The organism is Terasakiella sp., from assembly GCF_048267425.1.
In the GTDB taxonomy this organism is placed as follows: domain Bacteria; phylum Pseudomonadota; class Alphaproteobacteria; order Rhodospirillales; family Terasakiellaceae; genus Terasakiella.
Genome location: NZ_JBLWXN010000005.1, coordinates 207,567 through 220,329 on the forward strand (window position 1 = coordinate 207,567; position 12,763 = coordinate 220,329).

At 45.6% G+C, this 12,763-nt stretch carries 10 protein-coding genes; 6 read left to right on the top strand and 4 right to left on the bottom strand.

The window, feature by feature from the left end; all coding sequences use genetic code 11:
• Positions 1–46: 46 nt before the first annotated feature.
• The 4 genes from ACN0VA_RS10175 (at position 47) to ACN0VA_RS10190 (ending at position 3,314) form a co-directional block, all read left to right on the top strand.
• Complete coding sequence (locus ACN0VA_RS10175) at positions 47–904, top strand: DMT family transporter (protein ID WP_417821045.1); 858 nt, start codon at positions 47–49, stop codon at positions 902–904.
• A complete protein-coding gene (locus ACN0VA_RS10180; protein WP_417821046.1) occupies positions 904–1,692 on the top strand; it encodes a sterol desaturase family protein in 789 nt (262 codons plus the stop codon). Before ACN0VA_RS10175 ends, ACN0VA_RS10180 begins: the two co-directional genes overlap by 1 nt.
• Positions 1,689–2,411, top strand: a complete 723-nt coding sequence (locus tag ACN0VA_RS10185) for an SAM hydrolase/SAM-dependent halogenase family protein (protein WP_417821047.1) — start codon at positions 1,689–1,691, stop codon at positions 2,409–2,411. Before ACN0VA_RS10180 ends, ACN0VA_RS10185 begins: the two co-directional genes overlap by 4 nt.
• Positions 2,412–2,492: 81 nt before the next feature.
• On the top strand, positions 2,493–3,314 hold the full coding sequence (locus tag ACN0VA_RS10190; RefSeq protein ID WP_417821048.1) for an MBL fold metallo-hydrolase: 822 nt from the start codon (positions 2,493–2,495) through the stop codon (positions 3,312–3,314).
• Positions 3,315–3,385: 71 nt separating this feature from the next.
• On the opposite strand, the gene ACN0VA_RS10195 is transcribed toward ACN0VA_RS10190, so the two are convergent.
• The 4 genes from ACN0VA_RS10195 to ACN0VA_RS10210 form a co-directional block, all read right to left on the bottom strand.
• Positions 3,386–4,180, bottom strand: coding sequence for an OmpA/MotB family protein (locus tag ACN0VA_RS10195; RefSeq protein WP_417821049.1), 795 nt, complete (start codon positions 4,178–4,180; stop codon positions 3,386–3,388).
• A gap of 24 nt (positions 4,181–4,204) precedes the next feature.
• On the bottom strand, positions 4,205–5,002 hold the full coding sequence (locus tag ACN0VA_RS10200) for a motility protein A (protein WP_188659800.1): 798 nt from the start codon (positions 5,000–5,002) through the stop codon (positions 4,205–4,207).
• 112 nt (positions 5,003–5,114) lie between these two features.
• Positions 5,115–6,404, bottom strand: coding sequence for an HlyD family type I secretion periplasmic adaptor subunit (locus ACN0VA_RS10205; RefSeq protein ID WP_417821050.1), 1,290 nt, complete (start codon positions 6,402–6,404; stop codon positions 5,115–5,117).
• On the bottom strand, positions 6,401–8,197 hold the full coding sequence (locus tag ACN0VA_RS10210) for a peptidase domain-containing ABC transporter (RefSeq protein WP_417821051.1): 1,797 nt from the start codon (positions 8,195–8,197) through the stop codon (positions 6,401–6,403). The genes ACN0VA_RS10205 and ACN0VA_RS10210 overlap by 4 nt, the downstream gene beginning before the upstream one ends.
• Before the next feature lie 181 nt (positions 8,198–8,378).
• On the opposite strand from ACN0VA_RS10210, the gene ACN0VA_RS10215 reads away from it, so the two are divergent.
• Complete coding sequence (locus ACN0VA_RS10215) at positions 8,379–10,622, top strand: CHASE2 domain-containing protein (RefSeq protein ID WP_417821052.1); 2,244 nt, start codon at positions 8,379–8,381, stop codon at positions 10,620–10,622.
• A 170-nt stretch (positions 10,623–10,792) separates the two neighbouring features.
• The gene (locus ACN0VA_RS10220) at positions 10,793–12,739 is read left to right on the top strand and encodes a methyl-accepting chemotaxis protein (protein WP_417821053.1); all 1,947 of its coding nucleotides are present in this window, start codon (positions 10,793–10,795) and stop codon (positions 12,737–12,739) included.
• Positions 12,740–12,763 lie beyond the last annotated feature (24 nt).

Below are 12,763 nucleotides of genomic sequence, written 5' to 3' on the forward strand. Positions count from 1 at the left end.
ATCATGCCATAGTCTGCGTCTTATTTGCAGGCTAAGGACACAAAAAATGAACCTCCGTGATACATTGCAGGCGTTATGCGTCGTGATTATCTGGGGGTTTAATTTTGCCGCCATCAAAGTCACGGTCGGTGAAATCCCGCCTTTAACCCTGACCATTATACGTTTTGGCATAACGGCGATTTTATTATTGCCGTTTTTTCGGCTGTCTTTCGTTCAATTAAAGCAGGTTGTTCCTGTCGCACTCGTTCTTGGCGTCGGGCATTTTGGCTTATTCTTTGTCGGGTTTCGCGGGGCAGATGCCGCGACGGTTGCCTTGTTGTTGCAGCTGGGTGTTCCCTTCAGTTGTATTTTGGCGGCTATCTTTTTTAAGGATACACTCGGTCCGAAACGAATTGCGGGGCTGGCAATGGCCTTTGTCGGTGCAGCCTTTTTGGCGGGGGAGCCACAAGGCGGAACGATTATAAGTATCGTGTCTGTTGTTGCATGTGCTTTCTGCTGGGCATGGGCTAATATCCTGATTAAAAAATTAAAGGGCATCCCACCATTGGCAATTATGGGATGGATGAGTTTATTTGCCATGCCTGTTCTTGGCATTATGTCCTGGTTTTGGGAAGAAAACCAAATTCAGGCCGTTCAAGAGGCCTCAATCGTGGCATGGATGCTGCTGTCTTATACGGTTATTGGTTCGTCCATTTTTGCCTATCATCTTTGGTATCGCCTCATTGATCGTCTGGATGTGAATCAGGTTGTTCCTTTTACCTTAATCGCCCCGGTGATCGGTGTTGGGGCAGGCGTGGTTCTTTTGGGGGAAAGCTTTACTATATATAAGCTGTTGGGTGGTCTGATGACGATCACGGGGGTTGCAATTATTCAGTTCCGACAAATGAGAAGGCATAAGGCATAATGCAGTTCATTTTGGAAAATGAAGGGGCGATACGGCTTTCGGCTTTTATCGGGCTGTTTTGCCTGATGGCTATTTTGGAAACGGTTGGCCCACGCCGAAAACGATCTTTTTCCCGTCAAAAACGCTGGTTTTCCAATTTTGCAATTCTGGCTATCGGGGCAGTTTGCGCACGCCTAATCCTGCCTTGGGTTCCGGTAAGTGTTGCATTCTACACACAACAAAACCCGGTTTTGTTTGAACCGGTTCTTCCCGTTGTTGTCGGTATCCTTTTTTTGGATTTTTGTATCTATCTACAACATGTTGCTATGCATAAAATCCCCGTGTTATGGCGCTTACATCGTTTGCATCATGCCGATCTGGATTATGATGTCACAACGGGTATTCGATTTCATCCCATTGAAATTGTCTTATCCCTGCTATTTAAAATGGCGATTATTTTGATCTTTGCCATAGACCCCTTATCAGTGATCCTTCTTGAAGTTATCTTAAATGCAATGGCGATGTTTAATCATGCGAATTTCAAATTGCCTTTAAAATTGGACACTGTTTTACGATTGTTTATCGTGACACCTGATTTTCACCGGGTTCACCATTCTTCCATACAGGCTGAGACAAACAGCAATTACGGTTTTAATATCAGTTTGTGGGACCGTTTGTGCCGGACCTATACCGCACAACCGCAAGACGGACATGAAACCATGCAAATCGGTCTGGAATATTTTCGTGATCCTGCCCAATTGCGTTTAGGAAAAATGATTATTCAACCTTTTTGTAAAAAAGAACCATGATTGTTACCTTTACTGATTTTGGTATTACAGGCCCTTATATGGGTCAAATGAAAGCCCGTTTACTGGAATATGCCCCATGCGAGCCAATTGTTGATTTAATGGTCGATGTTCCCGCTTTCCAAATCGCATATGGCGCAAAACTGCTTGCGGGCCTTGTTGAAAATATGCCGGAAGAGGCGGTTTATCTATGTGTTGTTGATCCCGGTGTAGGGGGGCAACGCAAACCCATTTGCCTGCAATGCGATGGACGTTGGTTTGTTGGCCCGGACAATGGTCTGTTTCACTATATTATTCAATCAAGCCAGAATGTGCAGGCTTTTGAAATTTTGTGGCGAGGTGCGGTGCTTTCAAAGTCGTTTCATGGGCGCGATCTTTTTGCGCCAGTTGCTGCAATGCTGGCACAGAATATAGATTTCGATAAATCCGCTGTGCCGGTTGACGATCTTGTGACTTTATCGGAAACAGTGGCGGGGGAAGTTATCTATATTGATGGTTATGGCAATTGTTGGACAGATATTCGTCATAATGACATAGCAACATCGGAAACTTTAAAGATCGGAATACAGACGTTAAAATATGCAGATGTGTTCTGTGACACAGAAGAAGGGCATGCCTTTTGGTACTTTAATTCATCAGGTTTTGTGGAAATCGCGATTAATCAAGGAAATGCGGCGCAAATTTTCGGTCTGATGCTTGGAAGTCAGGTAAACAGAAACTAAGTAAGAATGAGAATATTTCACTTTTGTTTAAAGAATTTCGCTTTATCATTTAAATGTTGAAATAAAATGAGCCAGAGAACGATGTCTTTCGCAGTCAAATTTTGGGGCGTACGTGGATCGATTGCTTGTCCTTCACCGGAACATATCGAATATGGTGGCAATACAAGCTGCATCGAAGTCTGTGCGGGTGAATATCGTTTTATTCTGGATGCGGGCACGGGTATTCGCAGTTTGGGGCAAGAATTCCTGAAATCAGGCATTAAGGAAGCGCACCTTCTTCTGACACATACCCATTGGGATCATATTAACGGTTTTCCATTTTTTGCCCCGGCCTACGTACCGGGAAACAGTTTTCATGTTATGGCTGGGCATTTGATGGATGTGGGCGGCATTCGCCAAGTACTTGCCAGCCAAATGGCAAACCCGACATTTCCTGTACCTTTGGAAGTGATGCAGGCGAATTTGACATTCGAAGATTTTCGCGCCGGCGATAGCTTTATGTTGAACGATCAAATTAAAATTGTGACAGCACCTCTCAACCACCCGAACGGTGCGACAGGTTACCGTATTGAATTTGATGGAAAATCTATTTGTTATGTGACCGATACCGAACATGTTGTCGGCAAGCCGGATCAAAATATTTTAAACCTGATCGAAGGTGCCGATCTTGTTATTTATGACAGCACGTACAGTGATGAAACATTTGAAAGCAAGATAGGGTGGGGGCACTCCACCTGGCAGGAAGGCATTCGATTATGTCGTGCCGCACAGGTGAAAAAGCTGGCCATCTTCCACCATGACCCCGAACATACCGACGATATCATGCATGAGGTTGAGGAGGCTGCAAAAGCCGAATGGTCATCCTGTTTTGTCGCAAAAGAACGCATGGTTGTTGAGGTTTAGATATATTTCAGCCATAAAAAAAGCCTCTGACCCAATTGGATTAGAGGCTTTTTTTTATAATCCGTTATTTCTTATTGGTTTTGTGCTGCCGGGGCATTCGGGGGCGTTTCGGTTGGGGCTGCGGGTTGCTCGGCTGTTGGTTCTACTTCTGTGCCTTCGCGGGCAATAGAGGTAACCGGAACATATTTGGGTGGTGAGTATTCAAATGGTTTTTGGTGAATACGCATAACAACACGGCGGTTTTTTGCTTTATTTTCCGCAATTGGTGTACCGTCTTCCATCCGGTTTGGGGCTTTGGGACGGGTGGAGGCATAAGATAAGACACGCATGCGATCAATCTTGGTCCCATTTTCATTCATAACCCGCAGAACCGAAGCTGCCCGTGCCGCACCAAGTTCCCAGTTGGATGGGAATTGAACGGTACTGATCGGGTCATCATCGGTGTGACCTTCCAGATCGAGATTAAACATTTCATATTGCGGGGCGTTTACGAGTTCAGCAACCGCTGTCAAAACCGGATAGGCTGCATCTACGATTTGCGCCGTACCGGGAAGAAAGAATGTTGAACTGTCAAATTCCAGTACAATTCCGCTGTCATCAACGCCGAGTTTTAGAACCTTCCCGTCAGTTAATTCCTGAACAACTTCGGCAGCATCTTCCTTGAAATCCTTAATAGGAGCCTTGCGTTCCTTTTTATTGACCTGTTCGTTGATCCCTTCGGCAACTTGTTCATAAAGGGCGAGGTCAACTTTGGACACAGCAACCATAAGAACGAAAAATGCCATGAGCAGGGTAATCGCATCCGCATATGTGGCGAGCCAAGACTCGTCTGCTGGTTCTTCTTGTGGCGGCGGTGGAGGTGCCATTTCGGTTCCCTCAATTCAATGAAGTTATTTTCTCATCATCTTATCAAGATTGTAATGAATAGCCGGGTCAAGGAAGCTGTTCATACGGTCTTGAATATAGCGCGGGCTTTTCCTGTCAGCGAGTAAGCAGAGCCCTTCTGCGACAAGGTAGTTTCTAAAACGCACAATTTCCTCACGCTGCTGAATTTTGTTTGCCGCGGGTAGGAAAATCATGCGGGCAAAGATCACACCGTAAAGTGTGGTCAACAAGGCAACGGCCAAACCTGCACCAAGCTGTGTGGGATCCCCCCCCATGTTGTCCAGCATAATGATAAGACCAATCAAGGTCCCGATCATACCGAAAGCGGGGCAGGTTGCGGCGATTTCACGCAGGATTCTGGCCTGAATGGTGTTGCGCACAAAGGTGGTTTCAATGGTATTGGTCAGAATTTCGCGGACTTCCTGTCCGGTATATCCGCTGATCACCATATCCATACCAAAACCAATAAATCGATCCGAACGGGCGGCTTTTTTGGATTCTTGTTCCAAAGCCGGAATGCCGTTTTTCTGAACGGTATAACCCCATTTGATGATACGCCCGACTTCGGCTGTCAAAATGTTACGGGCAACTTTGGGTGCAAAGACCAGTCGACCAATGAGTTTGAGCGCCAGCATGACATAACGTGGTTCATAAGAAACAAAAGTTGCTGCGAACGTGCCGCCGATGACCATGATGAAACTTGGTAAATCCAGGAACATCAGGAAATTGTCCGTACTGAGCAAAATAGCCCCGACGAAAAGCCCAATCCCCCCAAGGATCCCGATTATTGTTGCAAACGACATTTTTTAGCCTCTGCCCTATTTCGTTTGTTAATCGTATTTAGTTATTCATAGAATAAGCTATTAAACCTCATTTTGGCGTAAAAATCCTAATAGAATCATAACAAATTGTTATTTATCTTTCTCGAAACGCCTCATGTTTCATTTTCAGGACGGGTTTAACCATATATTCGATAACGGATTTTGTCCCGGTATGAATATCAACCGTGGCTTCCATACCCGGTGTAATTTCATACAAGCCTTCCTTTTCACCCAAGTAGGTTTTCTCTGTTTGGACGATAACGCGAAAATACGTTTCACCTTCGGGTGATGTTGTTGAGTCCGGGGCAACATGAATAACTTTACCATCAAGACTGCCATATCGAATAAAATCATAGGTATTGATTTTTACGACCGCATCCTGATTTTCTTCTACGTAACCACGGTCAATGGGTTTCAAACGGGCCTCAATAACCAAATTTTCACCGACAGGAACAATTTCCATAATAGGTTCGCCGCCAGTGACCACCCCACCGATGGTGTTGTATGTCATATTTTTAACCACGCCATCAATCGGGCTTTTAATCAGGGCGCGCAATCCTTGGTCTGTTGCTTTGCTCAATAATTCGCGTGTTTGTGCAATGTTTTGCTCCACGGTCCCCAATTCTTCAATCGCTTCACGTTGAAAAGCTGTTTTTTCTTCGTTTATAGTGCTCTGTGCTTCTTTAATCGCGGCTTTTGCTTTGGGGATTGAGTTTAATAAGCTGCTTCTCTCACCTTCGAGTTTTTGTGCCTCGGCTTCCAGTTTCAGATGATCCATTTTGGACGTTAGCTTGTCTTTCAACAAATCTGTAGACATGGCAAAACGTTGTCGGGCAAGCCTGAGGTTACGTTTGGCACTTTCAAGTTTGTCTTCCAGCTCATCTACGGTTAATTCTTTTTGGCGTAATTTGTCATTGAGCACGTTTAAGCGGGAGTTTAAATCCCGTAAGCGCGCTTGATAAGACTGCTTAGCCGCAGCGGCCATTTGGGGGCGGGCTACGACAATATCTTGTGGAAATTCGACATCGGTCCCATTAGCTTCGGCAAGAAGGCGGGCACGGTTTAACAATAATCCATCAAGGCGGACTTCCAGTTCTTCTTTATTGACCCCGCCCGTACCGAGATCAAGCTGGACCAATTCACTTCCCGTTCTGACAAGATCACCTTCCTGAACGTAGATATCCGTAATGATCCCACCTTCAAGGTGTTGAACGACTTTGACTTTTCCTTGGGGGACAACTTCGCCGATGGCAACGGAAACTTCTTCTAACTCGGTAAACACAGCCCATGAAATGAATACAACAAGGGCAAACATGATGCCATAAGCAACGGGCTTAAACGTTTGGACCGGGTTTTCTTTCACCAATTGATCAAGACGTGTCATGGTTGCGGTTCTCCCTTTTTATCGGTAGCTACGGGAGTAGAGGAAGGATTGGATCGGGGGATAGGCGGTTGTGCCGCATTGGGCGTGTTTCTTTTTTGCTGTGTGTTTTGTGCAAGTTTGGGTAAAACATCTTTGGTTGCCCCGGCAAGGGCAATTCGGCCCTGATCCATCACGATCATGTTTGCACATGCCCCCAACAGGATTGGGCTGTGCGTGACGAGAATGATTGTATGATCTTTGGCAAGCTTGACGAGAAGGTCGCGCAATTCTTCTTCGGCCTGACGGTCCAGACTGCCCGATGGCTCATCAAGCAAAAGCACGGGGGGATCACCAAGAAGTGCACGTGAGATGGTCAGGCGTTGACGTTGACCACCTGAAAGACGTCGTCCCGCTTCGCCGATATCACTGGCATAACCATCGGGTAAATCAATAATAGTGTCGTGAACACCCGTTGCCTTACAGGCATCAATAATTTCGTCATCACTGGCTTCGGGGCGGGAAAAAGCAAGGTTATCACGCACACTGCCATGTAAAAGCGCACATTCTTGCGGGACATAACCAATCCAGCTTGCCAGTTGGCTGCGTGTAAATTGTTTAATATCTGCTTTATCCAGAAGCACCCGCCCACTTTGTGGGATGTAAAGACCCTGTATTAATTTGACCAAGGTGGTTTTGCCACTGCCGTTTCGACCGACAAGTGCTGTTAAACCACCGGGTTTAAGTGTAAAGCTGACCTCGCTCACGACAGGGGCCTGGTCTTGCCCATAAGCAAATGAAACTTTATCTAAGCTGATTAAGCCTTCTGGACGTCCCATTTCAACGGAACTTTCCTGACGTTCGACGGGGAGTTCAAAGAGTGCGCCTAAGCGTTCGACTGATTGCTTAAAACCGCCAAAGGTTCGCCATGAACCGACCAATTGGTTCATCGGCCCCAGCAAACGCCCAGATAACATATTGGTTGCGATAAGGGCACCCATTGTCAGTTCCTGATTAATGATGGCAATAGCACCGACTGTGGTCAGTGAGATGGTTGTCATTAATGTTAGCGTCATACCCAGATTTGTGTATGCGTCAGCTTTACCGCCTCGAATAATCGAATTTTCAATATTGTCGGCATGGCGATCTTCCCACGTCTTTTCCAATGTTTTGTCCATTGCCAAGGCTTTGATTGTCGTTCGTCCGGCAATCACACCGGCAATCAGATCATCCCGGCTAAGGGCGGTCTTTTTTTCTTCCTGACTGGCATTGCTGATCACTTTTCCGGAACGCCAGGCAACCAGCAAGAATAAAGGTAAAATAATGAGAAAAACCCACGCAATCGGTAAGGCAAGAACAAGGATAAGACCAAGGAAGAGAAATACAAAGGGCAGATCAACCAGCAGAATTGCCGTGCCGCCGCTGAGTGTATTACGAACGGTATCCACATCACGAAACATGGTTTGCCAATAGGCCGCTGGTTTACTTTCCAATGTATGAAGGGGGACTTGTGTAAATTGTTTAAACAACTTTCGCCCCACTTCCACATCAATTTTCAGGGCAACGCGCTGCATGACTTTGGATCGGGCTTGGCGCAACGAATAATCAAAGACCAGAACAAGGACAATACCGATAAGGAGCCCTTTTAACGTTTCAATGCCTCCGTTGAAAACCACGCGATCATAGACCTGTAAGACGAAAACCGGGACTGCCAAGGCTAACATGTTGATAAAAAATGACATGCCCATGACTTCGCGAAAGGTCTTTAGTAGCGGTTTTACGATGGGTTTTAGCCAGTTGAAACTCTGTGGCAGCATTTGCGATTCCATTTGCCCTATTGATTTATAAACGTGAAAGTACCTTAATTTTATCTGAAAAACGACTGTATATATCTGTTTTTTGTAGCATTATTTCAAATAAATGCCATGATTTCTTGACCTGCGATGGCTTAGCTGGTGTCATACCTATAAGTTGGCACAAATACGAGGGGATTGTCACGTGGCTGAAGGTGTGTCTAAACAACAAAAGAAACCGGGCAGAATACGTAAGTTTTTCTCGATGGCGCGGATGGTCGGTTTTCTGCTTCTCCTTGGTTTACTGGGCGTTCAGGTCACTAATCCTTATCCGGTCGATTTTTTGCGGGTCAAAATCTTTGACATGTATCAACGTGCTCAACCGCGTGAAGTTAAAACCCGCCCTGTGACCATCGTGGACTTGGACGAAGAAAGCCTTGCGACAGTCGGGCAATGGCCGTGGCCGCGCACAATCATTGCAGATATGGTGGCCAATTTGTTTCGGATGGGGGCGGGGGTTGTCGCCTTCGATATGGCATTCCCAGAACCGGATCGTCTCTCGCCTAATATGATCGCAGATAACGTAAGTGGACTGGATCCGTCGATTGAAGAAACCATTCGCCAATTGCCCAGTAACGATGCCTATTTTGCCAATATTATTAAACAAACACGCGTTGTTTTAGGACAAGCAGGGTTTGATCGTGAAATCGAAGATCAAGTTCATCGTCCGCCTGTTAAAAAATCAATCGCTTTTCGCGGGGAAAAACCGCACGTATTTGTACCTTCACTGCCTTCGCTAGTGCGCAATATTCCTGAAATTGAAGAAGTTGCAGCCGGCCACGGTTTCTTTTCGTTATTCCCGGAACCGGATGGGGTTGTTCGACGTGTTCCGACGCTTTTTCAATATGATAATGAAATTTATACAGGCTTGGCAGTAGAGATGCTGCGTGTTGCAACGGGCAGACGTACAATTCTCGTAACCTCCAACGAACTGGGTGTCGAAAAAGTCGCTATTGCAAAAGGTTTAATTCTGCCAACCGATAAAAAAGGGCGGGTCTGGCCTCACTTTTCCAAACGCGATAAGGCAAAATATGTTTCGGCACGCGATGTCTTAAGCGGTGTTGTTGATCCAGCTATGGTGCGCGGTAAGCTCGTAATTGTTGGGACATCAGCCGTTGGTTTGCTTGATATTCGTTCCACACCGGTTGAAGAAACCTTACCCGGGGTGGAGGTTCACGCAAACGTTATTGAGGCTGTGTTTGACAATGCTTTTCTCAGCCGTCCACCCAATATGGACGGTGCCGAGTTCCTTCTGACGTTGTTTGCCGGATTGGTTATGATTATTCTCGTTCCGATGATCGGGGCGAAATGGACATTGATCCTTTTTCTCGTTATTGCCGGCGGTTCGGGTGCTTCATCGTGGTATCTGTTTAGCGAGAAAAAAATGTTGTTTGATGCCGGCTTTGCAATGATTTCAACACTCGGTATTTACATACAATTGACCTATATGGGATACGCGGCAGAGGAAGCGCAGAAAAAACAAGTGCGTTCGGCTTTTTCACATTATATGTCACCGGCCTTGGTGGAACGTTTGGCGGAAGACCCCGGTCAATTGAAATTGGGGGGCGAAAACCGCGAAATGACGTTGTTGTTCTGCGACGTTCGTGGATTTACCTCTATTTCAGAATTGTTTGATGCCGAAGGTCTCACCAAATTGATCAATAAGTTCCTAACACCTTTGACAAACGTGATTTTACAAAGACAGGGAACGATCGATAAATATATGGGCGATTGTATCATGGCGTTCTGGAATGCGCCGTTGGATGATCCGAACCATCAACGCAATGGGTGTCTCTCCGCCCTTGAAATGATTGACTCCCTTGTCGTGGTTAATGAACGATTGGAAAAAGAAGCCGAAGAAGAAGGGCGCCCCCATATCCCCTTGAAAATCGGTATTGGTTTGAATACCGGAACCTGTTGTGTGGGAAATATGGGGTCTGACCAACGTTTTGATTATTCCGTTCTAGGCGATAGCGTAAATCTGGCCTCGCGTCTTGAGGGGCAATCCAAAACATATGGTGTGACAATTGTTATTGGTGAAAACACTTATGTGAATGTGCCGGACTTGGCCTGTATTGAGCTGGATTTGATTAAAGTAAAAGGCAAGACCGAGGCTGTTCGTATTTATTCCGTTCTAGGTGATGATCAAGTTGCACAGAAACCTGAATTTATTGAATATGCCAAACATCATGCAACTTTGTTAAAAGATTATCGCCAGCAAAATTGGGAAAAAGTACGCCAGGATATTAAAACAGCAAATGAAATGATTGATAAATTGGGTATGGAGCATCACGGCCTTTATGATCTTTACCAAGAACGTATGATCGCTTATGAAGCCGAACCACCAGGCCCGGACTGGGATGGTGTCTTTGTTGCAACAACAAAATAAGTAAAAAAAAGCTCTGTAATTTACCAGAGCTTTTTTTATTTAATACACTCATATTGAATATGGTTTTTCCTTCCCTACATATTTTAAATTAGGGGTAGATGACTGAAGACATAAATAAACTATTTGCGGATCAATTTACTACCCTAAAAAACAATGTGTGAGGGTATGTTATGTTTGTGAATATTGGCAGCCGATTGTTGACGGTCGCAGCGTTGATTGTTGTTGTGACCTTTACGGCATTTATTCTTTATTTCGATTTTAATCAACGTCAGGCCATCCGTAGTACTTTGACATCCGATTTGGCAGAAACATCGGAACTTGCAACCAATACCATTTCAAATTGGATTGATATCCGACGGCGTCTTATTGAAAATTTTGGACAAGTCATTAATGAGGGGGACAGTGTTGATCAAGTAATGAGCTTGGCCAATCGTCCCGTCATGGCGCGCACATTCAAATATGCCTATTTCGGGGATGCACAAGGGGTGATGACAATGGCCCCGCCGGATGAGTTACCCGAAGGGTACGACCCACGTCAACGTCCGTGGTATAAGGATGCTGTTGCCGCAAAAAATGCCACCCTGACGGAACCTTATGTTGATGCCACGTCCGGCAACCTGATTGTAACGACGGCATATCCCATTGAAAAGGACGGTAAGACCTTAGGTGTTGTAGGTGGTGACATTGACATTACCGACTTGGGGGATTTAATTCGCAGTGTCGATCTTGGCGGTATTGGTTATGCCTTTCTTGCCAATGATAAAGGGACTGTCCTAATTCATCCGGATGTGAAAAATACCTTAAAGCCCATGACGGAAGTCTTTCCTGAACATACACCCAAGATTCAGGAAGGAAATGATCACATTTTGGATAGTGACCATAAAGAGCTTTATTTATTTAAAAAAGTAAAAGGCTTGCCAACTGTCAACTGGTATCTTGGTTTTGCGATTGATCGCGACAAAGCCTTTGCTGCATTGGCTTCATTTCGTAAAACCGCGATTGTTATGACATTGATTGCTGTCGGTGCGATTATCGGCCTGATGGGTATTTTGGTTAGAATATGGGTTTCTCGTCCTGTTTTGAAGATGGCAGGGGCGATGAGTGAGCTTGCCAATCGTAACCTTGATGTATCCATTCCCCAAAGTTCGTTTAAAGACGAATTAAGTGAAATGTCGGAGGCATTGGGAGTCTTCAAGGAAAATGCCATAAAGATGGAAGAGTTATCACGCGAAAATGAACAAGCCAGTGCCAGAATGGCAGAAGAGCGACGCAAAACCTTAAATGACATGGCAGACTCTTTCGAAAGTAAGGTTCTTTCAATTGTTGAAAATGTCGCAAGATCATCAGAACAAACACAAGATGTTGCCCGTCGCGTTCAGGAAAGTGCAGAAGAGTCCAGTCAAAGAGCCAACGTTGTGACCAATGCAGCAGAAGAAACAACACAAAGTGTGCAAACTGTTGCGGCAGCTACGGAGCAACTTTCCGCGGCTATCCGTGAAATTGGCGGACAGGTGACCCAGTCTATTGAAATTGCCCGTCAAGCCGTTGAAGATGTGGAAAATACAAACTCTACCATTACCGAACTTGCCGGGGCCGCCGATAAAATTGGCGAAGTTGTCAGCCTTATTCAAGATATCGCAGGACAAACGAATTTATTGGCCCTTAATGCAACGATTGAAGCCGCGCGGGCAGGGGAAGCCGGAAAAGGGTTTGCAGTTGTGGCCAGCGAAGTTAAAAACCTCGCGACGCAAACAGACCGCGCGACAGGTGACATACAATCCCAAGTCGGCGGCATTCAAACAAGCAGTACAAACTCTGTTAATGCGATTACGGGGATCAGTCAAATCATGGCCCAAATTAGCGAATATGCGAGTGCAATCGCAGCCGCGGTTGAACAACAAGGGGCTGCGACACAGGAAATATCCGATAGCGTTCAACGTGCTGCATCTGGGACACAGGAAGTTTCCAGTAATGTTACGGCTGTTTCTGAGGCGTCCAATGCCCTGCGCGAAGAAGCAAACAGTTTATTGAGCGCATCCAATGAGATGCTTTCCTTGTCAAACCTTCTGAAGACGGAGGTTGTTGATTTCTTATCCACCGTGCGACAAAACGAGTAAATACCGTACAAGCATAAAAAAAAA

Coding starts and splice junctions, on each gene's coding strand:
- ACN0VA_RS10190 (WP_417821048.1), top strand. CDS start 2,493: ATGTCTTTCGCAGTCAAATTTTGGGGCGTACGTGGATCGATTGCTTGT.
- ACN0VA_RS10210 (WP_417821051.1), bottom strand. CDS start 8,197: ATGCTGCCACAGAGTTTCAACTGGCTAAAACCCATCGTAAAACCGCTA.
- ACN0VA_RS10180 (WP_417821046.1), top strand. CDS start 904: ATGCAGTTCATTTTGGAAAATGAAGGGGCGATACGGCTTTCGGCTTTT.
- ACN0VA_RS10220 (WP_417821053.1), top strand. CDS start 10,793: ATGTTTGTGAATATTGGCAGCCGATTGTTGACGGTCGCAGCGTTGATT.
- ACN0VA_RS10205 (WP_417821050.1), bottom strand. CDS start 6,404: ATGACACGTCTTGATCAATTGGTGAAAGAAAACCCGGTCCAAACGTTT.
- ACN0VA_RS10200 (WP_188659800.1), bottom strand. CDS start 5,002: ATGTCGTTTGCAACAATAATCGGGATCCTTGGGGGGATTGGGCTTTTC.
- ACN0VA_RS10175 (WP_417821045.1), top strand. CDS start 47: ATGAACCTCCGTGATACATTGCAGGCGTTATGCGTCGTGATTATCTGG.
- ACN0VA_RS10195 (WP_417821049.1), bottom strand. CDS start 4,180: ATGGCACCTCCACCGCCGCCACAAGAAGAACCAGCAGACGAGTCTTGG.
- ACN0VA_RS10185 (WP_417821047.1), top strand. CDS start 1,689: ATGATTGTTACCTTTACTGATTTTGGTATTACAGGCCCTTATATGGGT.